The organism is Actinomycetota bacterium (assembly GCA_041658625.1).
GTDB lineage: Bacteria > Actinomycetota > JAHEXW01 > JAHEXW01 > JAHEXW01 > JBAZZW01.
The window spans coordinates 58,941-82,865 of sequence record JBAZZW010000001.1 but is presented as its reverse complement, the minus strand read 5'-3'; the positions used below and the strand labels follow the sequence as shown (position 1 = coordinate 82,865).

24 protein-coding genes are annotated in these 23,925 nt (G+C 54.4%); 14 read left to right on the top strand and 10 right to left on the bottom strand.

Annotated elements, in window-relative coordinates:
* Window positions 1–20: 20 nt before the first annotated feature.
* A complete protein-coding gene (locus WC891_00405) occupies window positions 21–2,579 on the top strand; it encodes a cation-translocating P-type ATPase (protein ID MFA5866414.1) in 2,559 nt (852 codons plus the stop codon).
* A 5-nt stretch (window positions 2,580–2,584) separates the two neighbouring features.
* Here the strand turns inward: WC891_00405 and WC891_00400 are convergent, their stop codons facing one another.
* Together WC891_00400 and WC891_00395 are read right to left on the bottom strand one after the other, a co-directional pair.
* Window positions 2,585–3,280 (bottom strand): HAD family hydrolase, encoded by a 696-nt coding sequence (locus tag WC891_00400; GenBank protein ID MFA5866413.1) that lies wholly within the window; start codon window positions 3,278–3,280, stop codon window positions 2,585–2,587.
* Window positions 3,258–3,773 carry a CvpA family protein gene (locus WC891_00395; protein MFA5866412.1) on the bottom strand — a complete coding sequence of 172 codons (516 nt, stop codon included), beginning with the start codon at window positions 3,771–3,773 and terminating at the stop codon, window positions 3,258–3,260. The genes WC891_00400 and WC891_00395 overlap by 23 nt, the downstream gene beginning before the upstream one ends.
* A 93-nt stretch (window positions 3,774–3,866) precedes the next feature.
* Here WC891_00395 and WC891_00390 point away from each other — a divergent pair, with 93 nt between their 5' ends.
* From WC891_00390 to WC891_00380, 3 genes are all read left to right on the top strand, one after another.
* On the top strand, window positions 3,867–4,679 hold the full coding sequence (locus tag WC891_00390) for a hypothetical protein (GenBank protein MFA5866411.1): 813 nt from the start codon (window positions 3,867–3,869) through the stop codon (window positions 4,677–4,679).
* A gap of 81 nt (window positions 4,680–4,760) precedes the next feature.
* Entirely contained in the window at window positions 4,761–6,392 is a 1,632-nt protein-coding gene (locus tag WC891_00385) for an NAD+ synthase (GenBank protein MFA5866410.1), read from the top strand.
* A gap of 277 nt (window positions 6,393–6,669) precedes the next feature.
* Window positions 6,670–8,025 carry an OFA family MFS transporter gene (locus tag WC891_00380; GenBank protein MFA5866409.1) on the top strand — a complete coding sequence of 452 codons (1,356 nt, stop codon included), beginning with the start codon at window positions 6,670–6,672 and terminating at the stop codon, window positions 8,023–8,025.
* A 54-nt stretch (window positions 8,026–8,079) separates the two neighbouring features.
* On the opposite strand, the gene WC891_00375 is transcribed toward WC891_00380, so the two are convergent.
* From WC891_00375 to WC891_00350, 6 genes are all read right to left on the bottom strand, one after another.
* Complete coding sequence (locus tag WC891_00375; protein ID MFA5866408.1) at window positions 8,080–8,418, bottom strand: metalloregulator ArsR/SmtB family transcription factor; 339 nt, start codon at window positions 8,416–8,418, stop codon at window positions 8,080–8,082.
* Between the two features lie 111 nt (window positions 8,419–8,529).
* Window positions 8,530–8,721 (bottom strand): ferredoxin, encoded by a 192-nt coding sequence (locus WC891_00370; protein MFA5866407.1) that lies wholly within the window; start codon window positions 8,719–8,721, stop codon window positions 8,530–8,532.
* Window positions 8,722–8,734: 13 nt separating this feature from the next.
* Window positions 8,735–9,457, bottom strand: a complete 723-nt coding sequence (locus WC891_00365) for a ZIP family metal transporter (GenBank protein MFA5866406.1) — start codon at window positions 9,455–9,457, stop codon at window positions 8,735–8,737.
* A gap of 12 nt (window positions 9,458–9,469) precedes the next feature.
* Window positions 9,470–10,060, bottom strand: coding sequence for a Fe-Mn family superoxide dismutase (locus WC891_00360; protein MFA5866405.1), 591 nt, complete (start codon window positions 10,058–10,060; stop codon window positions 9,470–9,472).
* A 12-nt stretch (window positions 10,061–10,072) separates the two neighbouring features.
* Window positions 10,073–10,762, bottom strand: coding sequence for a hypothetical protein (locus tag WC891_00355; protein ID MFA5866404.1), 690 nt, complete (start codon window positions 10,760–10,762; stop codon window positions 10,073–10,075).
* A gap of 76 nt (window positions 10,763–10,838) precedes the next feature.
* Window positions 10,839–12,800: a cation-translocating P-type ATPase gene (locus WC891_00350; protein ID MFA5866403.1), complete on the bottom strand. Its 1,962-nt coding sequence runs from the start codon at window positions 12,798–12,800 to the stop codon at window positions 10,839–10,841.
* Window positions 12,801–13,159: 359 nt separating this feature from the next.
* Here WC891_00350 and WC891_00345 point away from each other — a divergent pair, with 359 nt between their 5' ends.
* Genes WC891_00345 through WC891_00330 form a run of 4 tightly spaced genes read left to right on the top strand, consistent with a single transcriptional unit; the run spans window position 13,160 to window position 16,687 of the window.
* Window positions 13,160–13,381, top strand: coding sequence for a hypothetical protein (locus WC891_00345; GenBank protein ID MFA5866402.1), 222 nt, complete (start codon window positions 13,160–13,162; stop codon window positions 13,379–13,381).
* Window positions 13,382–13,386: 5 nt separating this feature from the next.
* Window positions 13,387–14,124, top strand: coding sequence for a hypothetical protein (locus WC891_00340; GenBank protein ID MFA5866401.1), 738 nt, complete (start codon window positions 13,387–13,389; stop codon window positions 14,122–14,124).
* The gene (locus tag WC891_00335; GenBank protein MFA5866400.1) at window positions 14,121–15,467 is read left to right on the top strand and encodes a radical SAM protein; all 1,347 of its coding nucleotides are present in this window, start codon (window positions 14,121–14,123) and stop codon (window positions 15,465–15,467) included. The genes WC891_00340 and WC891_00335 overlap by 4 nt, the downstream gene beginning before the upstream one ends.
* Before the next feature lie 17 nt (window positions 15,468–15,484).
* Window positions 15,485–16,687 (top strand): PQQ-dependent sugar dehydrogenase, encoded by a 1,203-nt coding sequence (locus tag WC891_00330; protein ID MFA5866399.1) that lies wholly within the window; start codon window positions 15,485–15,487, stop codon window positions 16,685–16,687.
* On the opposite strand, the gene WC891_00325 is transcribed toward WC891_00330, so the two are convergent.
* The gene (locus WC891_00325; protein ID MFA5866398.1) at window positions 16,674–17,996 is read right to left on the bottom strand and encodes a glycosyltransferase family 87 protein; all 1,323 of its coding nucleotides are present in this window, start codon (window positions 17,994–17,996) and stop codon (window positions 16,674–16,676) included. The genes WC891_00330 and WC891_00325 overlap by 14 nt on opposite strands.
* A gap of 15 nt (window positions 17,997–18,011) precedes the next feature.
* On the bottom strand, window positions 18,012–18,401 hold the full coding sequence (locus WC891_00320; protein ID MFA5866397.1) for a prepilin-type N-terminal cleavage/methylation domain-containing protein: 390 nt from the start codon (window positions 18,399–18,401) through the stop codon (window positions 18,012–18,014).
* A gap of 83 nt (window positions 18,402–18,484) precedes the next feature.
* Between WC891_00320 and hemE the strand changes: the two genes are divergently transcribed.
* Genes hemE through WC891_00290 form a run of 6 tightly spaced genes read left to right on the top strand, consistent with a single transcriptional unit; the run spans window position 18,485 to window position 23,916 of the window.
* The gene (gene hemE, locus WC891_00315) at window positions 18,485–19,513 is read left to right on the top strand and encodes a uroporphyrinogen decarboxylase (protein MFA5866396.1); all 1,029 of its coding nucleotides are present in this window, start codon (window positions 18,485–18,487) and stop codon (window positions 19,511–19,513) included.
* Window positions 19,510–20,424, top strand: a complete 915-nt coding sequence (hemH, locus tag WC891_00310; GenBank protein MFA5866395.1) for a ferrochelatase — start codon at window positions 19,510–19,512, stop codon at window positions 20,422–20,424. The genes hemE and hemH overlap by 4 nt, the downstream gene beginning before the upstream one ends.
* Window positions 20,421–21,893, top strand: a complete 1,473-nt coding sequence (hemG, locus tag WC891_00305; GenBank protein ID MFA5866394.1) for a protoporphyrinogen oxidase — start codon at window positions 20,421–20,423, stop codon at window positions 21,891–21,893. The genes hemH and hemG overlap by 4 nt, the downstream gene beginning before the upstream one ends.
* A 36-nt stretch (window positions 21,894–21,929) precedes the next feature.
* Window positions 21,930–22,814 (top strand): ABC transporter ATP-binding protein, encoded by an 885-nt coding sequence (locus WC891_00300; protein MFA5866393.1) that lies wholly within the window; start codon window positions 21,930–21,932, stop codon window positions 22,812–22,814.
* Entirely contained in the window at window positions 22,811–23,617 is an 807-nt protein-coding gene (locus tag WC891_00295; protein ID MFA5866392.1) for an ABC transporter permease subunit, read from the top strand. The genes WC891_00300 and WC891_00295 overlap by 4 nt, the downstream gene beginning before the upstream one ends.
* Window positions 23,614–23,916 (top strand): DUF1540 domain-containing protein, encoded by a 303-nt coding sequence (locus WC891_00290; GenBank protein ID MFA5866391.1) that lies wholly within the window; start codon window positions 23,614–23,616, stop codon window positions 23,914–23,916. The genes WC891_00295 and WC891_00290 overlap by 4 nt, the downstream gene beginning before the upstream one ends.
* Window positions 23,917–23,925: the final 9 nt, after the last annotated feature.

Below are 23,925 nucleotides of genomic sequence, written 5' to 3'. Positions count from 1 at the left end.
ATACTGGGTTCGGAGGAACAATGACGGAAGAGCTTAACTTAGCGGAGATAACCGGTTTATCCCAACAGGAAGCCGCCAAACGTTTGGCTGAGGATGGCTATAACGAGCTGCCTTCATCCAAGCCCCGAACGGTGTTTGCCATTGCTTTCGAGGTCGTCAAGGAACCAATGTTTCTTCTGCTGGTCCTGGTGGGCGGCCTTTACCTTATTTTAGGCGACGTCCGAGAAGCTCTGATGCTTTTAAGCTTTGTGTTCGTCATTATGGGGATAACCTTCTACCAGGAGCGCCGTACGGAAAGGGTCTTGGAAGCGCTGCGCGACCTCTCCAGCCCGCGGGCTCACGTAATCAGAGACGGTCGGGAGATGCGTATCGCCGGCCGGGAAGTGGCTCGAGGCGATATCATGATGTTGGCCGAGGGGGATAGAGTCCCCGCCGATGCCGTTATGTTAAGCGTGAACAACCTTATGGTCGACGAAAGCCTATTAACCGGCGAATCAATTTCGGTTCATAAAACAACCGGCGCTCCGGATATGGAAATCGCCCGACCCGGCGGCGACCAGCTGCCTTTTATCTATTCAGGCACGCTTGTCGTCCAGGGCAAGGGAGTGGCCCGCGTTCTGGCGACCGGTGAGCATGCGGAGCTTGGCAAAATCGGCAAAGCGCTGGAATCGGTGAAATCGGAACCGACCAGACTCCAAAAGGAAACCGGGCGGCTGGTGCGCAACCTCGCTTTGACCGGGGCGATGCTGTGCGTGATTGTAATTGTTGTCTACGGCTTGACCAGGGGAGACTGGCTGCAGGGCGTATTAGCCGGATTGACCCTGGCCATGGCTATGCTGCCGGAAGAGTTCCCCGTCGTACTGACGATATTCCTGGCGCTAGGCGCCTGGCGCATTTCCCAGAAACGAGTGTTGACCAGGCGAGTGCCGGCGATTGAGACCCTGGGAGCGGCAACCGTTTTCTGTGTCGACAAGACAGGAACATTAACGAAGAACATCATGCAAGTTGAAAGACTCGGCGCGGGCGGAGCGTTCTATGCGGTGTCCGAGGACGGAGAAGAACTACCGGAGACGTTCCACGAGCTGATTGAATACAGTATTTTATCCAGTCATCGCGACCCCTTCGATCCTATGGAAAAGGCAATCAAGGAAATGGGGGAGAAGTTCCTGGCCAAGACGGAGCATCTTCACGATGACTGGCAGCTGGAGCATCAATACCCGTTGTCCCAGGAGCTGCTGGCCTTATCCCGCGTTTGGGCGTCGCCGGAGAGAACTGAATACGTGATTGCCGCGAAAGGCGCGCCGGAAGCCATTGCCGACCTTTGTCATATGTCGGCGGCGGAGTCCAAGGATCTTGATGAGAGGATTCAGAGGATGGCCCGGGACGGTTTGAGGATACTGGGTGTCGCCAAAGCTCATTACAAGGGCCCCGGCTTTCCTGACGAACAGCATGACTTTGATTTTAGGTTTATCGGTCTGATCGGTTTGGCCGACCCCGTCAGGGAAATGGTGCCCCAAGCCATCCGTGAATGTTACGGAGCGGGTATCCGCGTCATTATGATAACGGGGGACTACCCGGGTACGGCTCAATACATCGGTCGGGCGATCGGCTTGAAGAATCCCGAGGATTTCATCACCGGAGACAAGCTATCGGAGATGACCGACGAGCAGCTGGCTAAGGACATCGCTAACGTTAACATCTTCGCGCGCGTCGTTCCCGAACAGAAGCTGCGGCTGGTTAAAGCGCTAAAAGCCAATCATGAAACAGTTGCCATGACGGGAGACGGCGTCAACGACGCCCCGGCCCTCAAAGCCGCCGATATCGGCCTGGCCATGGGGGGAAGGGGAACCGACGTCGCCCGCGAGGCGGCCGCGCTTGTCCTGCTGGACGACGATTTTGAGTCCATTGTGGCGGCGGTAAAGCTTGGCCGGCGTATCTATGACAATCTCAAGAAAGCTATGGCCTATATCTTCGCCGTCCACGTGCCGATCGCTGGACTTTCGCTGATTCCGGTTCTGCTCAAGTGGCCGCTGATCCTGCTGCCCGTCCACATCGTGTTTATGGAGTTGATCATCGATCCGGCTTGCTCGATCGTCTTTGAGGCTGAAAAGGAAGAGGCGGATGTCATGACGCGGCCGCCCCGCCGCATGGACGCGAGGCTATTCGGCAAGAAGACTTTAGTGATGAGCGTCTTACAGGGTTCATTTGCCTTGGCCGCGTCCCTGGGCGTCTTCGCCTACGCGAACAATGTCTGGCACAACGTCGATACGGCCAGGGCAATGGCCTTTGTTACGCTGATCATCGCCAATCTCGGTCTAATCTTGGCCAACAGATCGTGGTCCCGAACCATATGGAGAACGATGTCTTCGCCGAACCCGGCCTTATGGTGGGTTTTAGGCGGGGCTTTGCTTTTCTTAGGATTGGCGCTTTACGTGCCCTTCATCAGGACGGTTTTCCATTTTTCATCGATCTATCCGTCGCAATTGGGGACAGCTTTCGGCGCGGGCATGGTCAGTATTCTGTGGTTTGAGATTATAAAGCTGGGCCGCCGCTGGGTCGATTCAAGATCAGGGGCATAAAGGCTTTAGTATAAGAGTTCTAGGAGATCTTCGAGCCGGCCTGAGAAATCCGGCGTGAACCCGTCGTCGCGGACGGAATAATCGTTTTCTACCATAAAGGTGGCCATGCCCGCGGACTTGGCGGGAACCAGATCGAGGCCGGCGTCGTTCCCGACCATCAAGCACTCCTCCGGCGGCTTCGCGATATCGGAAGCGATCTGCCGATAATATTCCGGATTTGGCTTGGCGTACCTCATGTTGTCGTAGTCGGTTATCAGATCGAATCTGGATGGATCGATTCCAGCCCAAGCCAGTCTGTGCACTACGGCCAGTCTGGGGAAAACAGGGTTGGTCGCCAAGACCATTGTCGCCCCCGCCGACTTAGCGTCATCCAGGACGCGAGCCGCTTCCGGCCAAGAACCTACACCGTCTCCTAAACGGCTGAAATCCGACCGGTAGAATTCCTCGAACAATGGCTCCAGCGACTGCCGGGATTTTCCGGTCCGGTTGGAGAAATCACTCCAGAAAGCGTCGCTATTAGATTGTAAGCCATCGTTGAAGACCATCGCGTCCGTTGACGCGGTGATCAGGGCGGGCAGGCTGCCGTCCGGAAAGATGTCACTGAATTTTCTGGAAAGTTCGGCAAAGTACCCCGGAATGAACTCGTTAAATTCCAGCGGCAGCAAAGTGCCGTCAAGGTCAAATAGGAGAGCTTTTAGCATTTTTGTTGAGGTCGGCGGCTATCGGATTCAAGATTCTGACAGCCGGGGCGGCCAGGCTTGTCCCGAACCGGCTGGACGAGATGGAAGATTTCATGGGTCCGAAGATCGGGAACGCCAGGAAAGCTGCTAATATGAACGACGTGCTGACAAAAAACATAATCAGATGCGGAATCGGTCCCAGAGCCCGGTTAACCGCGCCGAACACCGTATCTTTGAATTTCCTCTTAATCCGTTTCGTAAAAGGCATGGTCGCGATGGCCAAACCTATCTGAACCGCGATTAACACAAATCCGAATCCGAAGAACAACGACATATTAATGGAAAATCCTATCGAATGCAGAAAGCCTGCCAAGACGGGCAAAGCGATGACGGCTAAGAAAATCGAAACCAAAAGGCTGATAAGTTCAGCCGCCCCTGCAATCAGACCGCTTTGCCAACCGCTAATAATATTCAAAACAAACAGGATGATTATTGCAAGATCTACCCAGTTCATACCGACATTCTAGCATAAATGGCTTGAGAACTTGTGAAAACCGCCCGATAATATATATAAGAGTATTCTAATAATCTCATCTAGGAGGAACGCATGACGAGATTAGAGAAACAAGCGTTTGTTTTCGGCATTGCGATGACCATACTGTTGAGCGGTGTTGTTGCGGTTGTCGGAGACAAGTCCGGACAAGTCGGCCGGGAACTGGCAAACGCTCCAGCTAAGGTATTGTCAGACCTAGCAGGTTTCGGCATTTCCAAAACCGCGAAGACGGAAGACGTTCCGGTAACGGAGTGTTTGAAGTGCCATAAGACGGTTCCGAAAGGTCAGCGGCCGGCAAGCCACATCGGCTATCTGGCCTCAGCGGCGTTGGGGACCGGCGCGGCCGTCGGGTCTTGCACAGAATGCCACGCGGCGCGTGCGGGAACGCCCGGACCGGGGCATCCGTATGGCGCGGTAGCGCCCAGCCAGGGCGGCTCCGGAACCGCCACAACATTTTGTAGCGCGGGTTGCCACGGCGCCCGCAGCTCCGCACCAGGTGCGGGCCATCCTTACGGAGCGGTACCGCAGCCCGGAGGCGGTAGCGGCGGCGGTTCGGGTTCTTGCAGCTCCGGTTGTCATGAGCCCAGACCAGGAACGCCGGGGCCGGGACATCCATATGGAGTGTCACCGCCAGGCGGGGGAGGCGGAACGACACCGCCGCCCAACACATCGTGCAGCACAGGTTGCCACTCGCCAAGGAGCGGAAGCTTGCCGTCCGGACATCCGGGAACCGGCTCGACTCCGCCCCCGAGCGAAGGAGGAGGCGGGACGACACCGCCACCGTCTGCGTCTTGCAGCGCGGGATGTCACGAACCTGAAGACGACACCCCGCCGAGAGGTCACCCGTATAACATCATAGAAGACTAATTTACAGCGTCCTGTTAAAGATGACAGGATGGAAAGCCCCCTTCGGTCATATGATAAGATATCGAGGAAGGGGGCTTTCTCTTGGGTGTTTTAAGACTCGCGTTGGCCCAAATCAACGCGACCGTTGGCGACATAGAAGGTAACAAAGAAAAAATCGCCGGCAATGTCTCTAAGGCCGTCGAGGCCGGAGCAGACGTAGTGATTTTTCCGGAGCTTTGTCTGACCGGTTATCCGCCTGAGGACCTCCTCCTCAAACCGCATTTTCTGCGGCGCTCACAGGAAGCGCTACAGGAACTGGCCGAATCGATCGGTGATATCTACGCCATAGTCGGCTTTGCCGAGGAATCCGCCACCGGCGGTTTACCCGGGAATTCAGCTGCCTTGCTGGCCAACGGCCGGATAATGAACGTCTACCGTAAAGTACATTTGCCGAACTACGGTGTATTCGACGAGATGCGTTATTTCAAACCCGGCACCGAATATCCAGTTGTTGATGTCGGCGGAGTTACATCCGGTTTGTCGATCTGCCAGGATATCTGGGAAGAAAAAGGGCCTGCTTTTTATCAGGCGGCCGGGGGCGCCAAGGTAATCTTCAACATAAACGCCTCTCCGTATCATATCGGCAAAGGGAAAGAACGAGAGATGATGCTAAGAGACAGGGCGGCGGAAACCGGCGCTTTCATTGTCTATGTAAACCTGGTCGGCGGGCAGGACGAGCTTGTTTTCGACGGGGAGAGCCTTTTGGTTGATCCCCGCGGCAGTGTGGTAACCCGAGGCAAACAGTTTGAAGAGAACTTGATACTGGCGGACATCGACACCGACGAAGGACGCGCCGAAGCGGTTTCAGAACCGGCTACGCCGTATGGCGAAGCGGCCGAGATTTATCACGCCTTAGTCCTGGGTCTGCACGATTACGTGCGGAAGAACGGCTTTAAGATAGTGGTCTTGGGTTTAAGCGGCGGCATCGACTCCGCCTTGGCGGCGGCTATCGCCGCTGACGCGCTGGGACCGGAAAGTGTTAAGACGGTTTATATGCAGTCTCGCTTCAGCTCCGATGAAAGCAGGGAAGACGCTCGCGAGGTTGCCGGTAACCTGAGGTTGGAGTTTAAAGAAATCGGCATAGACGATATTTTTGAAAGGTATTTAAAAGCGCTGCGCCCGAATTTCGGCAATCTTCCCTTTAATATTGCGGAAGAAAACATTCAAGCGCGGATTCGCGGAAATATGCTAATGGCCTTGGCCAATAAATTCCATTGGATGGTCCTGGCCACTGGAAACAAAAGCGAACTTGCTGTAGGCTACTCGACCCTCTATGGTGACATGGCCGGCGGCTTCGAGGTAATCAAAGATGTGCCCAAAACTATGGTCTACAAATTGGCGGACTATCGCAACGGCCTCAGCCGGGTTATACCGCATACCGTCATTGACAAGGCGCCGACCGCCGAACTGCGGCCGGATCAGAAAGACACTGATTCATTGCCCCCGTACGAAGTACTGGATCCAATCATTAATGCCTATGTTGAGCAGGATTTAAGCCCGGATGAGATCGAGGCGAAGGGTTTTGACAGAGAAACCGTGAACCGCGTTGTCGGGATGATCGACCGGAACGAGTATAAGCGCCGCCAGGCGCCGCCGGGGATCAAGATTACGCCGAAAGCTTTCGGCAAGGATCGCCGTCTGCCGATAACCAACCTTTTTCTTGGCCAAGACTAAACGATCCGGTAACTGCCAAAAACAGGCAAATCCCGCGGAAAATAATCCAAAAATCCTCTTGCAATTATGTATCAATCAGGTCATAATCGAATAATTAAGTAACACATGCAACGAAGAATGGCACGTCAGGTGATGCGTTTCTAAACGCTTCGCTTTAAAGAACGTAACAATCATAACGGTCCTGGAAGGGGGCAATGGATAACCACGATTATTAACAGATGATCAAGCCCGGATGATCCATAGTAAGTACTGACAGGTTAAGGGAGGCAGTTCTTATATGATAGCAAAAGTATCAAGAAACAAAGGCTGGGTCGTCGTGGCCGCTGGCTTGGCGATTAACCTGTGTCTTGGTGTTTTATATTCCTGGAGCGTTATCGCCGCCTATATCTCGGCGCCGAAAGTAGATCCAGTCACCGGCGCGACCAGCGCTACAACATGGGGGTTAACGGCCGCGCAAGCGTCATTGCCGTACTCGGTGGCGTTAGGCGTTTTTGCCGTCGTTATGGTCTTCGCAGGCCGCGCCCAGGACAAATTCGGACCGAGGATTGTCGCCACGATAGGCGGCGCTCTGATTGGTCTGGGTCTCATTATCGCCAGTTTCACTCCGAAGGGCACGATCGCAATGATGGTGGTCGGCTTCGGTGTCCTGGGCGGGACCGGTATAGGATTGGGCTATGCCTCGGCTACGCCGGCAGCGGTTAAATGGTTTAATCCGACAAAGAAAGGAATCATCACGGGCATTGTCGTGGCCGGTTTCGGTCTGGCGTCGGTTTATATCTCACCGCTGACCACCTGGCTGCTTGGCGCGAAGGTTGACTTGAAGTTTACCGAAATAGCGGGACTCGGGCTAGGCGTCAACAAGACATTTTTGATTCTAGGAATCTTGTTCCTGGTTATTACCGTTCTAGTCGCTCAATTCATAAAAAATCCGCCGAAGGGATACGTAGTTCCGGAGGATACAAGCACCAAAGAAAAATCGTCCCGGGCTCCTGTCGCTGGAAAGCGTGAATACGATTGGCATGAGATGGTCAAGACCTGGCAGTTTTACGCGCTTTGGATTATGTATGCCTTTGTGTCGTTTGCCGGTTTGATGATCATCGGTCACATGGCCAAGATAGCGAAAGCTCAGTTGCCGGCCGAACAAGCCGCTCTCGGATTTCTCCTGGTGGCCATACTGGCGATAGGCAACGCCAGCGGCCGGATCGTCGCGGGCATGGTGTCTGATAAAATCGGCCGAACGATGGCCATGATGTTGTTCTTCATGTCGCAGGCGCTGTTCATGGGCGTGCTTTGGCAGAGTACCAGCCAGCTATTGCTGGTCATCGGAGCCTTCGGCGTCGGCTTCAACTACGGCGCCAACCTGACTCTGTTCCCGGCCACCACCGGCGACTACTTTGGAGTCAAGAACATGGGCGTCAATTACGGACTAGTTTTTACAGCTTGGGGTGTAGGCGGCGTGTTCGGAGCCCAAACCGCGGCTTCGATAGTTGACGCGACCAGTTCATACGCCGGCGCGTATGCCTTGGCGGCCGGTCTATGCGTCTTGGCGGCGGCCATGACCCTAATGGTCAGGGCGCCGAAAGTCGTAGATATGACGACTCTGGAAGAAGCGGAGCTTGCTCCGGAAGGTTAAAAGCAAGGCAAGTTCACAATTGGAGCGCGGTATCCGGGTACCGCGCTCCTAATTTTATGAGTAAAACTCGTGGTGCAGACCCTCGTCGATAGCCTTGTCCGTCTTAGCCTGCTGTTCTTGCAAAACCTCTGTAATAAGGTCGAAGGCCTGAATGATTTTCGGATTTGCGACTCCGTAGAAGACGTTGGCACCCTGGCGCCGGTTGGCAAGCACGCCTTTTGTCCTTAGAATCGCGAGGTGCTGGGATAGATTGGCTTGCGGGATGCCGGTCAGTGCGACAAGATCGTTAACCGTTTTCTCGCCGTTTCGTAGAATATCCAGGATTTCCTGACGCTTGGGGTTGGCCAGTGTCTTACATAACTCCGAGTGCAGACAATAGAATGCTTTGTCCAAACGGCACCGCCTCTCTTAAGGTGTTTATTCAAATAATCTAATAAGCACATAGATAATAAGCACATAGATAATATGACGATAGCAGAGCAGAAGTCAATAAACCGCGGATTCTTAGTCCTCGATTATGATTGCTCCGACCGGACAACCCTCTACCGCGTCCTTGAGTTTATCGCCGCAAGCCTCGTAGTCGGCGTTGTCTTTAACATATGCCAGACCGTCGTCGCGCATCTCAAATACCTCGGGGCAGATTTCAGCGCAGCTCGCATCGCCGATGCATAGATCCCTGTCAACACTGACCTTCATAAAACTCCTTTCATCAACCGAAAAAGTAACCCAACAAGACAACGAAGATGACGCCGGCCAGCATAATCGAGAGGGCTTTAACGTTTGGCCGGCGGTGAATCTGGGGAAGCAGGTCGGCAGTACCGACGTAAACAAAGGTGCCTCCCGATAAAGCCAACATAATGCCTAGAACGTCAGGGCCCAAGCCCTGTAGGGCGGAGTAAGTTAGAAGTGTGCCAACGGGCGTGGCTAAAGCTACAATCCAGGAGATGATCAGGGATTTGCGTTCCGGTTCATGGCTTGCGATAAGCAAGCCATAGGTGAAAACGCCTTCCGGTACTTCGTGAACGATTACCGCGACCGCCGTGATAAGACCTAGCGCGACGCTTACTTGAAAGCCCGCGCCGATGACAACGCCGTCGATCAAAGAATGGATGCCTATCCCCAGGGCGCTGATCGTACCGATATTGTGGATATCGCAGGTCTCGTCCTGGCACTCGTGAATCGCCATGAAATGCTCGACTACGAACAGCCCGACCACACCGATCAGCGCCGCGGTCGGCCACATCTTTGTCTCGACCGCGGCTTCCGGCAAAAGTTCAAGGAAGGCCGTCGCGACCAGCACGCCGCCGGCAAAACTGATTAAATACAGGGAGTTCCGCCGGGTCCAGGCGCCAAAAACCCTAACCAAATAAACGCCGGCGACCGTCGACAGACCGGCAATAAAGCTAAAGAACAGGACGCCTGAAAAATTCATACCGGGCGTATCTTACCTAAGGTCCGAGCGCTTTATCAAATCGTTGGCATAGGCGAAGTTCAGATTGTTAAGGACCGCCTCGATATAGCTCTTGCGTCCGGTCGCGTAGTCTAGGTAGTAGGCGTGTTCGTAGACGTCCAAGACAACCAGCGGCACCGCGTTCCAAATACAGCCTAAGTTATGGGTGTCGCAGATGTAGGTTATTAAACACGCAAGGTCGAGGTCGTAGGCCGCGACTACCCAGCCGCGCGCGGCGATACCGGAGGCGGTCATCTCGGCGCGCCAGGTATCGACGCCTCCACAATCCCGGCTTATCATCTCCAGAATGGCGTCGTCCGGCTGGCCGTTGCCCCCGAGGTTGTCGAAGTAGGCTTCGTGCAGCTTGACGGCGTTGGCGGTGAAGGTCTCCTCACGCTTTAACTCGCCGAAGAGGCTGTAGCTCGCGTTGGCCTCGGCCCGGTCGGCGGTTTCGAGCTTTGACCGGATTTCGTTTAGTTTCTTGACATAACCTGCGTATAAGACATCATGATGCTCACTGAGAAGCTTCTCTGATAACCCCGGTAATGATGTGAAGGCTAACGGTTTTACGGTCATTTCTTTCATAACCTTACCTCCTTATTCAAACGCCTTTTTTAGGCGGGCGGGCATTTCCGCTCCCAGATAGAAAAAGATTCCGGCGACTACAGCCAGGGTGCTGGACGTCATTTCTGAAGCGATTAAAAGGTTCGGCAGCGAGAATTTAAAGAACACGGCCGACAAGTAAGACAAAACGGCGGCGATGCCGCCAAGCGCCAGAAACCACATCCGGTATTTGGCTACTCTTGACTTGGCCAGGGCGGCGTATCGGACAAAAGAAGCGCTGATGATAGCGAAAGTTACGGTCCAGTAGAAGACCAGGGCCAGGCCGGCGGCCGGACTTCTGACGACTGTCCAAAACGACCCTTGAATTACATAGTCGATCTGAAGGTAGGCGATGGCTGCGATAACGCCCAGTAAGGCCACGTACCAAATAACCTTGATTTTCTTAAGGCGCTCGTTAAAGTCGCTAAGGAAAACGAAGAAATAAAACGCGCCGATCATCAATAGGATATCGAATGATTTAAAGGCGAACTTGGCGATTTCGATATAGCCGGCAAAATACAAAAGATCGTCCGCGACATTAAAAAGGAAGCCCAGCGCGGCAATACCGAACGCTAGTGAAATATGGAGGCGCTTTAAATCGGGCTCGCGCCGGAAGTGTATCAACAGCGCCAAGGCCAAAACTGCGTATACGGCGAATTCAATCAAGTCGAGAATAAAAGTCACAATCGCCCCCGGATCAAGCTATCACGCTACTGGCAAAAGATTATCATTGTCCCTAGTGAAAGGCAAAGTCACTAAGCTAAGCCAACAGCCGCAGACTATTCAGAATGATAAAGAACGCGGCGATTTCGTTGATCAGTAAACCCGGAACGAGGTCGATCCGTCCCAAGAGAGCCAGACTGACCAAAACGGCCACAACCGCCAACGCGGCGCCGATGTTAAAACGTATGATTGATACGGTCCGCCGGCTCAGATTCAGGATAAACGGCAAGCGGCTAAGGTCGTCCGACATTAGAGCGACGTCGCCGGTTTCAACGGCGATATCCGAACCGGCCGCGCCCATAGCGATACCGACGGTAGACGCCGCCAGAGCCGGCGCGTCATTGACGCCGTCTCCGACCATGGCGACCGGACCGAACTCTGATATCAAGTTGACGATGATGCCGGCTTTATCGTCAGGCAACAATCCGGCGCGGTAGTCGTCCAAACCGACCTCGAGGGCGATGTGTTTCGCCGTCGCCTCGTTGTCTCCGGTCAACATCATGACTCTATTGATACCGGCGGCCTTCAGGTCCCGCATCGTCGCGGCGGCCGACTCGCGAACCGTATCGGCAACGGCTATCAGGCCGATAAGGTCGTCGCCTTCCGTCACGAAAACCAGTGTCTGACCGGCCTCGTCCAATCGTTTTAAAGCCGATTCGGCAGGAGATAGCGAAATATTATGGGCTTCGATGAGTTTTTGGTTACCGGCATGATATGTTTTACCGTCGATGACCGCCCTGGCTCCGAGCCCGGGTATGGAACGCCAGTTCGTTGAAGGCGCGGGTTCTACAGAACGCTCCTTGGCCGCGGCCATGATGGCGCCGGCGACGGGATGTTCGCTTCGGCTCTCGATGGCTCCGGCCAAGGCCAGCAGACGTTTTTCAGGAATGCTTTGAAAGGGTATGATTTCCGTGACGATCGGCTCACCGTAAGTTAATGTACCGGTTTTGTCAAATACGATGTTTTTTACTCCGCTTAGCAGCTCAAGATACGCGCCGCCTTTAAAAAGAACGCCGCGCCTGGCCGCGCTGGCGATGGCTGAGACCACCGCGACCGGCACGGATAGCGCGATCCCGCAAGAGCAGGAAACAACCAAGACAACCAAGCCCCGGTAGAGCCAGTCTGTGAACGGCGCGCCGGTCAACAGGGGAGGCAGCGTCATAACGGACAAAGCTACGACAAACATGGCCGGCGTGTAGATGCGGCCAAATCTCTCTCCAAAGCGTTGATAAGTTGATTTATGCGCTTGGTGTTCCTCCACCGATTGAATGACCTTGGCCAGCGTCGTGTCCTTGGACAGGCTGGAAACCTCTATTTCCAGAGATCCTTTCTGGTTGATCGAACCGGCAAAAACGGCGTCGCCCGGTTTTTTGAACACAGGGATGGATTCGCCCGTGATAGGCGCTTGATCGACGCTGGATACTCCGGCCGCCACCCGGCCGTCCAAGGGAACCCGCTCGCCCGGACGGACATGAACGAACTCGCCGACGCCAATGTCCTCGACGGCGACAAGAGTCTCCACGCCCCCGCGAATAACATGCGCTTCACGCGGCGTTAAATCTACAAGCTGTTTTAAGGATGTCCGGGCTCGCTCGACGGCATAGGTTTCCAGGACGCCGCCTAAAGAAAATACGACGACTAAAGTGGCGGCTTCTTCCCAGAGATCGAGCGCGAGCGCCCCGGTTGTGGCCGCTATCAGCAGTGTATTTATCGTAAGAGTTTTTTTGAGGAGTGAATCCCAGGCCGCGCGAGCTGGGTAAACGACGCCTAGTATGATCGCCAGGCCCAATACGGCTTTGGCGAAGACTCCTGGCAGAAGCCAATCCAACGTCAGGCCGATGGCCGTTACGACGGCCGCCGCGATCAGGAAAACGACGCGAGGCTCCCGATACCAGGGCTTGATTCCGGGCGCCTCGGCGGCCTCGCCTATGCAGTCATCGCAGCTAATGCCGAAATCGTGCTCATGTTCATGTGGGGAATCGCCGTGAAGGTCAGCCATGTTTTTAATATAGCACATAAAGAATCCGAAGCGGCCGTCTAAAGACGCCCGCTTCGGACTTGTCGAACATCTTGACACATCGCTTAAACCGCGAGTTCAAGCTTTACTTAAAATATACCCAACCCGGAGAGAAGACAAAGACCCACAGCGAGAAGATCATGGCCGCGTGAAGCAGCCTGATTCTCTTCTTATTCCTATAGAACGCTCGGTGAATCTGCTGTACCATGACGATTCCCCGCTTTCTTTCCCTTGTTATTACAAGTATCGGTCTGGATGTTTATTAACTTGAGAATAATTGGGGGTTTGGTTAACCTGAAAATAGAATCTCTACCGAGCGTCGTCTTAGGAAAGGGGGAACGATGTTCGTTATTCCAAGCTTCTTCGGGTTACCGCTTTACTTCTGGGTCGGACTTCTCTTGGGAACGATGGTAATAATCCAGGTGTTAATCGCCAAGCGTTGGCTGCCTGTCCCGTTTGTCTGGCATCGCCGCAACGGGTGGGCCATCCTAATTGTCGGTTTCATCCATGGCTTTCTGGCATTTTCAGCGTACGTTTTGCACGTAAAAGTCCAGGGATTCTAATCGTGTTGACCGCCGGGCTGGCCAAGGGCTTGATTCTTGAGCGGAACGGTTCTGATCTATCCGGGGAGGGTATGGGTTTCGGCGTGCCGGCGATAGTCACCGGCTGGCGCACTTATCTTTCTTTCACCGCCGAGGAGAAACCTGTGTCGTTGCCTGAAACGGTTCATAAGACTTTCCGTCTGGACGCCATCCAAAAGCTGGATAAGCGAGGGCAAGAAACTAACGCGTTAGCGGACTATGTATGGCTGGAAGCGCGCGGTGCCTTGTATAAGGCCTCGGCCTGGGCGCAACGGTGGCTGATGCTATCCAGATCGGCGTCGCGCGCCAACGGCACAAGGGCGGGTTTCAAACAAACGGAGGCGCTGGCGTCCGTGGCCGTCGAATACCGGAAAAGCAAAGGGTCGATCGACGTTTCCGTGGACTTATCCGAGGTCCGCCGTTTGCCGGAGCGGAGGCGGGTCTATGTCCTGAACGAACTGGACGCTGCTGAATTTCCTTTATTCCGGGACTCCGACGGTCGGGAACTACGCGATCACGCAATCGGCGGCTGGAACCTTGTCAAAGCCGAGAAAGCTGGTTTCATAAGCCGCGACGGCGAGCGACGTTTTGAGATCTGTCAGCGGCCGGGCGCGGCGCTTTATCGGGGCAGGGAATCGCTGGATGGTGAATTATCTTGGTCAGGTCTTATATACGACGTCAGCCGGTATCCTGACGACATTTTTCATTATACGGTTAAACTGTGACAGACGTCATACTGGTCTATCCGTATTTCTACGGAGAGACAAAAGATCGCTCAATCTTTAAATTCCCCCCGCTCGGCTTAGGCTATCTCGCCGCTTCTCTAATCCGGGCCGGCTATGGCGTCGAGATTTTAGACGGCAGTTTCAACTCTCGCGATTCCGTGGTCGATCGGATCGCCTTGGCCAAACCGGCGGTCGTCGGATTCTACTGCATGATGACCATGGAAAAAGCGGCGTTATCGCTGGCTAGAGAGGTAAAAAAGGATTGCGGCGCCGTTGTAGCCGGCGGTCCTTATCCTTCCGCCGATCCGGATTTATTCCTGGACGCTTTTGACTATGTGATTATTGGCGAAGCCGAGCGGACGCTGCCGGAGTTGGTCGCAGCACTCGATTCCGGCGGGGATAAGCCGCGAGAGGTGGACGGCCTGGCCTTTTTGGAAAACGGCCGGGTCTGCCGGACGAACCCCCGCGACAGGATTAAGGAGTTGGACGAGTTACCCTTTCCCGCTAGGGAACTGTTCGACAACCTGGGATATAAGGAGTACTGGAGAAGGAATTACGGGTACACGACGACTTCCATGATAACGACGCGCGGCTGCCCGTTTTCATGCGGTTTTTGCAGCAAGCCCGTGTTCGGCAGCGTTATTTGCGAACGGTCCGCGGGGAACGTGGTCGATGAGATCGAGCGGATCTCAAAGCTTGGTTATGACCGTATTTGGATGGCTGACGACTGCTTTACGCTGAACGAGAAGCGGACGGCCGAGATTTGCCAGGACATCATTTCTAGAGGACTTAAAGTCGAGTGGGAGTGCCTGAGCCGGGTGGACAGCCTTCAGCCTCATGTATTGGACCTTATGCGCGAGTCGGGCTGCGCGCGGTTATTCTTCGGTCTTGAATCCGGTGATGATATGGTCTTAAAGACGATGCGCAAGAGCGCGACGTTCGCCGAAGGCCGGGCGGCGGTCGAACTGGCCGGCAGCCATGGCCTAAGCTCGGGCGGTTTTTTCATCCTCGGCTATCCCGGCGAAACGAACGAAACGCTCATCAAAACCGTTAACCAGTCATCAGCCTTACCATTGGATTATTTATCCTATACAGTCCCGTATCCGCTACCCGGGACCGATCTGTACGACAAGGTTAAAGACAAACTCAAAGCGGGGGCCTGGACCTCGCCTCGCAGCCATTCCCTCCTTTATAAGGGTGATTTTTCCATTCTGAAGTTAAAGTTCGCCATGGCCAAGGGCTTGACGCAGCGCGTGTTGTTAAAAAGAGGAGGAGGAGCCGGCCGGCGTCTGGAAGCGGTTTTCCGGCGTGCGACCGACGCTGTTCTGAGTATTTTGAAATAGAACGGAGGCGAGCCGAGTTGAAAAAAGCAATCATCTATATTGCTGCCGTGTTCGTGGTCATAGCGCTAGCGGCCGCCGCTTATTTTTATTGGCGGATTTGGCCGGGATTAAAGCCGGCCATCGGGCCGAGACCGAAGGTGACCAGTCAAACCGTGAAGCCGATTCCGGGAGCCGTGAATACCACAGGCTTGCCGTTAACAATACCAGCCGGTTTCAAGATAGAGCTTTTCACCGCCGGTCTCGGGATGGTCAGATTCATGGCTTTCGATGAACAAGGAACGCTGATCGCGACGATAACGGATGGCGGTAATGTGGTCGCGCTTCCGGACGTGGACAAGAACGGCCGCGCCGATCAAACCGTCACCTGCTTGACCGGTTTGGATAATCCGCACGGCCTGGTCTTTCATAAAGGCTTCCTGTACATCGCCGAAACGGAGCGGCTGGCCAAATACTCCTATCAGACCTCTCGGCCCGGAGTTATCGCGGTCGGGTCCGGCGTTCCGGTGGCCTCCTTGCCGGGCGGGGGAGGCCATTATACGAGAACAGTAACCTTTGGTCCCGATGACAATATTTACGTTGCAGCCGGTTCCTCAACCAATAACAATCCGGAAATCGATCGCCGGCGAGCAGCCATAACCCGGTATAACGAGGACGGCTCGGGTGAACAGGTTTTCGCGACGGGCTTAAGGAATTCGGTCGGGTTAGTCTGGCATCCGGTAACCCAAGAGCTATGGGCGACCGATAACGGAAGGGATAATCTGGGAGACGATCTGCCGCCGGATGAAATCAACATCGTAAAGCAAGGAGGCGACTATGGCTGGCCTTACGCCTACGACAACCGGATTCCGGACCCTATGTATGACGACGCGGCCAAGGCCGCCGGATCGTTACTGCCCAAAATCGAGATTCAAGCCCATTCGGCGCCGCTAGGCTTGCGGTTCTTTACGGGAAACGCCTGGGGAGCGGGGTACAAGAACGATCTTTTCGTCGCCTATCACGGCTCTTGGAACCGTAGTGTGCCGACGGGTTATAAGGTAGTCAGATATGATTTAACGGGTCCGTCATACGACCAGGTCGGACAACAAAGCGACTTTATTACCGGCTGGCTGACGCCTGATGGAGCCTTAGGCCGCCCGGTGGATATTATTCAAGGTCCGGACAATTCGCTCTATATCTCGGACGATAAATCCGGGTCGATTTATAAGGTTACGAAAATGTAGGTTCTTCAAGCCGTCTGGCAACGCGGTCGCGGGTAAGAATCTCCCAGCCGATTAGGACGGCAAACGGGACGAACTCCACCATCCTTACCCAGTCGGGCAGCGACCATGGCTGGTAAGCGTAAAAAAGGTAGGACATCATAACTGTGCCCGAAAGGTAAAAAAATGCCGGCGCTGCTTCCAGCGCCGCGAACGGTAAGATCAATACAAGATACCAGGGCACGGTGAAAGGCAGAAAGACTATCAACATCCCTAGCAGTATATAAGCGGCGCGGATCATGTCTTGGCGCTCTTTTTGTTTTAGCCAAAAATAACCGCAGGCGGCCGCTAAAACGGCCAATGTCAACAACATGTAGGCCGTATCTACGCCGGGGCCGGGGCCGCCGCAGATCCACTCGACGACTGTTTTTAATCCGGCGTTGAATTTCGGTCCGGCCGTGGCGGCTTCGGTTCCTATAGGGAAAAATAACCCGCCGGAAATAATGAAGGGCAGGTAAGCGGCAGTGCCAAACAGGGCCGCTCCTGTCAGAGGACGCCAATCGCGACGATTCGTGAAAGCGGGCAGAACGATGATCGGATATATTTTGGCAGCGCTGGCCAGTCCGGCCAGTCCGCCCGCCAAAAATGACCGTTTGGATAGCGCCAGATAAGCTGCCGCCGTTATGAAGAAAACGGCCAGTCCGTCAATGTGCCCGGTGCCGCTGATCTCAAGAACGGCTAGAGGACTCCACGCGTACAGTATTATTAGCGAGTCCGCTCTTTTTAACCTTCTCGTCAAGCCCAGCAACAAGAATATGGTGGCGATGTCCAGAATAGCCAAAAGCGCCTTGATCGTCGTTACATTGTATTTGCCGGCAAACGCGGCGGCGTAAAAGAATGTCTGCGCGACCGGCGGATAAACGGAACGACCTTTTTTTGCGTTGCGGATCTCCAGGTAGCCGCCTTCGGCTCTTAGTTTGGCCAGCGCCTTGTCGTTCGGAGCATATTGATAGGGCGCTAACCCCGCTTTCTGGACACGTCCCTCCCAAGCGTATCTGTAAACATCATTAGATAAAAACGGAGGTGAGAATACCGCAACCAGTCGGAAAACGATTGCGGCGCCGATAATGATGACCAGCAGGCCGCGGCTTGTCCCGCGCGTTCGGAGGACCGGGACCACGGCCAACGCATAAAGGGCGAATAGCGCGGCGTAGAGCCAGACAAACGTTACGGCGTCCACGGTAAGGTCGGATAGCCGTCCGATCGCGAGGTATAGGCCAAGCGACGGTAGAAACAAAACGGCCAGATAAGCGACGACGCGGTTAGATTTCATGGCTATCAAGGTGTCTTAAAAATTGTAGGTCACTTTTATGTGTTCCCCGGTGGCGATAAAGATAATGCCGCTTCGACTCCGGCACTTCAGGGTATAACTCGTACTTGTAACGTCCGAAATGTAGACGTCATTGTCGGTGTTTATATCGCCGTCACGGAAACCGATTCCGCGCGCGAGTTTCTCAAGCTCAATGGCGTCCATGCCGGTGAATTCCGCGTTATTCCCCGTGTAATAGGCCTGAGCCGCGGTGACGCCGTGTCTTAAGTTGGCTTTTGCCTCCGCGTCAAATCCGCTGTTACGCACCCCGGTATAAGTGACTACGGCAAGCGAAAACAGGATACCGAGAATCAGGATGACGACCATTAATTCGAGCAGGGTGTATCCGTCTTCGTTGTTTAATAACATACCGCCATAATACCAAAGTTGTGGTAATATTTTTAGGTTCGCCCGTTTTCCTGCCCGGAGGTTGAAAGCCAGTGCGCAAAGATATGCAAGAATCACCCTTTCTAAAGGCCTGCCGTCGCGAACCGACGGATTACACCCCAGTCTGGTTGATGCGGCAAGCTGGTCGCTACCTGCAAGAATATCGAGCCCTCCGGGAGATGTATTCGTTCTGGGAAATGTGTAAAACTCCCGAGCTCGCCGTTGAGGTAACGCTGCAGCCGGTCGACATCATCGGCGTTGACGCCGCCATTTTGTTTTCCGATATTTTGGTGCCGGTCGAAGCGATGGGAGTCGGCATCGAATTCACGGAAGGGCGGGGTCCGGTCGTGGACCATCCGATCAGAACGGCCGCCGACGTAGACGCCCTCAGAGTCATCGATCCCGAAGAAGTAGGTTTCGTGTACGAGGCTATCAGACAGCTTCGCCGCGAACTGACCGGACGGGTGCCGCTTATCGGTTTCTCCGGCGCGCCCTACACGCTGGCCAGTTACGCCGTCGAGGGCGGCGGCTCCCGGAACTATACCCACATCAAGTCGATGATGTATAAAGAACCTGAAATATATGACAAGTTGATGAACAAGCTGGCCGACGTCGTCATTATCTATCTGAAAGCTCAGATCGAAGCCGGCGCCCAAGCGGTCCAGCTATTCGAGTCGTGGGCGTCGAGCGTGACTCCTTATGACTACCGCCGGCGCGTTATGCCTTACAGCAAGAAAGTTCTGGACGCGTTGAAAGGGGAAGGGGTCCCGGTGATTCATTTCGCCAATGGCGCGGGGTCTTTCTTAGACTCGGTCGCTCAGGCCGGCGGGGATGTTATCGGCGTTGACTGGCGGATCGACCTGGACGACGCCTGGCAGGCCATCGGGGAGAAGGGGATTCAGGGTAATCTCGACCCGGTTGTCCTTCTGGCGGGGCCCGAGGAAATTGAAAAGCGGGTGGCCGAGATCCTAAAAAGAGTCAAGGGAAAACCCGGGCATATCTTCAATCTGGGACATGGTATCCTACCTGAGACTTCTGTCGCCAACGCTCGGTTCTTTGTTGACGCGGTCCACACCTTAAGCCAGAGAAAATGATTGCCGTATTGCTGTTAGGTTTCGGGGGGCCGGAGTGTTTGGAAGAAGTGGGCCCGTTTATTGAACGAATAACCGGCCGGGAACTGCCTCCCGAAAGGTTGGCAGAGGCGGTGGAAAAATACCGTCTCATCGGCGGCGGTTCACCATTGTGCGGGGTATCCCGCAAACAGGCGGCTCTTTTGGAACGGACGCTGCGGCAAGACGGTCTCGAGGCCAAAGTATATTTAGGTATGCGGTACTGGAATCCGGGAATAAGCGAAGCGGCCGGGGAGGCCGCCGCGGATAAGCCGGATCGGATTGTCGCCATCTGCCTGACTCCATATTTCTCACACATGAGCGCGGGAGAGTACTTGAGGGCGGCGTCGGCAGCCGTCAAGGAGGCCGGTATAGTCGCGGCGCTCGAAATAGTCGAGGACTGGCACGCTGAGCCCGACCTGATCACGGCTTTTGCTGCTAGCTTAAAAGGGACTATGGCCGGCGCGGGCGACGACTTTAGAGTTTTGTTTACGGCGCACAGCATACCGAAATCAATGGTCGACGCGGGAGACCCGTACGCAGCCCGGATTGCGGAGACGGTTGACCTGATCGCCAAGACCGCGGGGCTCGATAAATGGCTTTTCGGCTGGCAGAGCGAAGGGCACGGCCGGGGCGAGTGGCTTAAACCGACCGCCGAAGAGATGTTGGCGGAGGTTAAAGCGGACGGCGCGTCAGCGGTCATAGTCGCGCCGATCGGATTCATATCAGACCATGTAGAAACACTATATGACCTTGATATTGTTTTAAAACGGCAAGCGCATGACCTCGGACTTGATTATTTCCGGGTGCGCGGTTTGAATGATAACGAAATGCTAGCTAAGGCAATGGCCTCGGCGGTGAAAAAGAGGTTGCGGGACGGGGGGACACCATCTTGAAGAGGATAGTAGTAGTCGGCGCCGGCGCGGCCGGATTGGCTGCGGGTTACGCGCTTAAGGAAAGCCTGCAGGGCGACAAGGATATCGAGTTTTTAGTCCTGGAAAAGAATGACAAAGCCGGCGGCCAGATAAGGACGGTCTTAGAGGACGGTTTTATCTTAGAGGGCGGACCGGATTGCGTAATCAGCGATAAACCCACCACGTTTGAATTCGCGAAGAAACTGGGTATCGAAGACGAGATGGTCAATACCCGCTCGGCTTCCGGAGGCACTTACATCATAAAGAAAGGTCAACTCATCAGGATGCCGGAAGGCGTAATGATGATGATCCCGACCAAGTTCAAACCCTTCATAAAAACAAAACTCATAAGCTGGCCGGGAAAAATACGCGCCGCGATGGACGTTTTCATCCCCAGACGGAAGAATCTTGACGAAGACGAGGAGCTGTCCAGCTTCGTCCGCCGCCGTTTGGGACAAGAGATCCTTGACGTTCTGGCTGAACCGCTGATAGGCGGCATTCACGCCAGCGATCCGGACACCATGAGTCTGGCCAGCACATTCCCCAGATTTCTTAAGATGGAAAAGGATGACCGCAGCCTTATTCTAGCCATGTTCAAAAGCAAGCGGAAAATGGCCAAGACGATAAAGTCCTCCTCAAGATCATCCTCTTCCGCCTCCGAACCAGGCACGAAACGCTGGACGATGTTCGTGTCATTCAAGAACGGGATGCAGACATTGACCGACGCCTTAGCCCGCGCGCTCGGCCGGGACGTTCTGAAACTTAAGACCGAAGTCCAAAGGATCGAGAAGATTACGATACCCGGCGGAAAGACCGCATATAAACTACAGGTCAAAGGCATAGGAGACATAGAAGCCGACGCCGTCGTGCTGACCACGCTGGCTTTTCAAACGGCGGCGCTCGTAGAACCTTTCGATTCGGAACTGGCCGCTCCGCTAAGTGAAATCAATTCCGTTTCATCAGCGACCGTCAACCTTGTATACCGGACAGAGGATATACCGAGGGAGCTTGACGCCAACGGATTCCTGGTGCCGCGGGTTGAGGGCCGGAACTTGATGGCGTCCACCTGGACGTCCAGTAAATGGCCGAACCGCGCCCCCGAAGGTTTTGTTCTTCTGAGGGCCTTTGTCGGCGGGGCGTTCAACCAGGCTATTGTTGACGAAGACGACGCCACGATTCTGAAGTTGATTAAGTCGGACCTTAAAGACCTGATGGGCATCACCGCCGAACCGTCGAAGACAAAGATCTTCCGCTGGAAGAAATCGATGCCGCAGTATACGATGGGCTATCCGGAAAGACTCGCCAAAATAGACGAGCGCTTGGCCGCCCATGACGGCCTGTTTCTGGCCGGCGCGTCCTATGGCGGCGTCGGCGTTCCCGATTGCATGAACAATGCCCGCAAGGCGGCGCTGGAAGCGCTGGAATACGTCAAAATAGGCGGCAAAAAGTAGTTATAAGGTAAGCGTATAACCGTATAATGAGGGCGTATGGCAGTTATAGAAACCAAAAGCCTAACGAAATATTACGGTAAAAGCAGAGGCATCGAGGGCCTCGACCTTGAAGTAAACGAAGGAGAGGTCTTCGGCTTTCTGGGACCTAACGGCGCCGGCAAGACCACCACCATCCGCAGCCTCCTGGGCTTGATCATGCCGACCGGTGGGTCCGCTTCCGTTTTCGGCCTGGATATTGTCCGGGATTCGGTAGCCATCCGAGCCAGGACTGGCTATATCCCCGGAGACCCTAGCTTCTATCCTAAAATGACCGGCCACGATTTGCTCGATTACCTGGCCAATTTCCGCCCGGGGAATCCACCGGTGTTGCGCGACGAGCTGACCAGGCGGTTTGACCTGGATCTCAGTAAACGTTGTAAAGATTACTCGCGAGGAAACAAACAGAAACTGGCCATTGTGGTCGCCTTCATGCACGACCCCGACCTTCTGGTTCTAGACGAGCCGACACTCGGCCTCGATCCCTTTATGCAAAAAGAGTTTTACTCGTTGATGGAGGACTTTCGCCAGAGGGGCAAAACCGTGCTTCTGTCGTCGCATATTTTGGGCGACGTAGATAAGACATGCGAACGGGTCGGGATCATCAAAGAGGGGAAACTGGTCACGGTCGAGAAGGTCCACGAACTGGAGAGCAAGAAGGTGCATCGCGTCACCGCTATATTTTCAGACGAAGTGAAAACCGGGGAATTCGATTTGCCGGGTGTAAGCATTACCAGACAAAACGATCGCTCGATTGAATTGAAGATCAAAGGGGAGATCGATCCGGTGATTAAGGCATTGGCCCGGCATAAACTGGTTGATCTCGATTTTGAGCACGCGTCGTTGGAGGAAATCTTTCTCGAGTTTTACGGGGATGAAGCGTGAGATTCCTAAATCTTTACTGGCGGACGATCAAAGACCGAGCGATAAGCTGGCCGACCGTTGCCGTTTCCGTTATCGCTTACGTGTTCATAATCGTCGGCATTTATCCGGCGTTTGCCAATAATCCGGCCTTTGCGCAGATTATTAAGGCTTACCCGAAAGCGATGCTTAGCCTACTGGCCGGAAGCTCCGGTGTGGACATGTTGTCGCCTGAGGGATTTATCTCTCTTGAATTCCTACAGCTGTGGGGGATGCTTATCATCGCCGGATTCGTCATGACGACCGGGGCTTCGATTGTCGCCCGCGAGATCGACAACCACACGATGGATCTCCTCCTGACGCAACCGATCGACAGGGTGGAATATCTGGTCGCTAGGCTAGTTGCGGACATAACAATGATGCTTGGTTTGGTCGCCGTCACCATGGTCTCGATCTGGCTCGGCACGAAGATGTTTGATTTCCCGCTAAAGGTGGACGGCATTCTGGCCGTGACCGTCCTGATTTCCAGCCTGTATCTAATGATTGAGTGTTTCAGTCTGGCCATGGGAACATTTATGGAGCGAGGTAAGGCCATAATCGTATCCGTATCCGTATTGATCGGCTCGCATCTATTAAACAGCCTGGGAGATTTCAACGACACGATCAAAGATTTTCGCTGGCTGTCGCTTTTTAATTACTATCAGCCCAGCGAGGCGTTAAGAGACGGAGCTGTCCCATGGGGCCCAGTGCTCTTATTTACCGGTTTCGCACTGGTGTTTCTAACGGTCGCCGTCGTAGTTTTCAGAGAGAAGGATATTCCGGCATGAGGGTTCCCATCGACCGTTGCGAAGCCGAGGTCTGTGCTTACAACCAGAACGGGAACTGTTACGCGGTTGCCATCGAAATCGGTAAAGACGGCGCGTCTTGTGAGAGTTTTACCAGGTCGGTAATGTTTAACGTCAGCCCTCATTTTTTGTCGCAAGTCAGCTCTTGCCGCATGTCAGGTTGTGCCAGCAACCGGCTGTCCAGCTGCACCCGGGAAACCGTTGCTATCGACGGGACGCCCAAGGGCGGGATTTGCGGTGACTTTAGCAGCCGCGACAGTGAGAAAAAGCTAAATAAATAAACCCCGGGC

Excerpts from the sequence above, each read along its gene's own strand:
- WC891_00405 (MFA5866414.1), top strand. The coding sequence starts at position 21 with ATGACGGAAGAGCTTAACTTAGCGGAGATAACCGGTTTATCCCAACAG.
- WC891_00400 (MFA5866413.1), bottom strand. The coding sequence starts at position 3,280 with ATGCTAAAAGCTCTCCTATTTGACCTTGACGGCACTTTGCTGCCGCTG.
- WC891_00395 (MFA5866412.1), bottom strand. The coding sequence starts at position 3,773 with ATGAACTGGGTAGATCTTGCAATAATCATCCTGTTTGTTTTGAATATT.
- WC891_00390 (MFA5866411.1), top strand. The coding sequence starts at position 3,867 with ATGACGAGATTAGAGAAACAAGCGTTTGTTTTCGGCATTGCGATGACC.
- WC891_00380 (MFA5866409.1), top strand. The coding sequence starts at position 6,670 with ATGATAGCAAAAGTATCAAGAAACAAAGGCTGGGTCGTCGTGGCCGCT.
- WC891_00370 (MFA5866407.1), bottom strand. The coding sequence starts at position 8,721 with ATGAAGGTCAGTGTTGACAGGGATCTATGCATCGGCGATGCGAGCTGC.
- WC891_00365 (MFA5866406.1), bottom strand. The coding sequence starts at position 9,457 with ATGAATTTTTCAGGCGTCCTGTTCTTTAGCTTTATTGCCGGTCTGTCG.
- WC891_00360 (MFA5866405.1), bottom strand. The coding sequence starts at position 10,060 with ATGAAAGAAATGACCGTAAAACCGTTAGCCTTCACATCATTACCGGGG.
- WC891_00350 (MFA5866403.1), bottom strand. The coding sequence starts at position 12,800 with ATGGCTGACCTTCACGGCGATTCCCCACATGAACATGAGCACGATTTC.
- WC891_00345 (MFA5866402.1), top strand. The coding sequence starts at position 13,160 with ATGTTCGTTATTCCAAGCTTCTTCGGGTTACCGCTTTACTTCTGGGTC.
- WC891_00325 (MFA5866398.1), bottom strand. The coding sequence starts at position 17,996 with ATGAAATCTAACCGCGTCGTCGCTTATCTGGCCGTTTTGTTTCTACCG.
- WC891_00320 (MFA5866397.1), bottom strand. The coding sequence starts at position 18,401 with ATGTTATTAAACAACGAAGACGGATACACCCTGCTCGAATTAATGGTC.
- hemE (MFA5866396.1), top strand. The coding sequence starts at position 18,485 with ATGCAAGAATCACCCTTTCTAAAGGCCTGCCGTCGCGAACCGACGGAT.
- hemH (MFA5866395.1), top strand. The coding sequence starts at position 19,510 with ATGATTGCCGTATTGCTGTTAGGTTTCGGGGGGCCGGAGTGTTTGGAA.
- WC891_00300 (MFA5866393.1), top strand. The coding sequence starts at position 21,930 with ATGGCAGTTATAGAAACCAAAAGCCTAACGAAATATTACGGTAAAAGC.
- WC891_00290 (MFA5866391.1), top strand. The coding sequence starts at position 23,614 with ATGAGGGTTCCCATCGACCGTTGCGAAGCCGAGGTCTGTGCTTACAAC.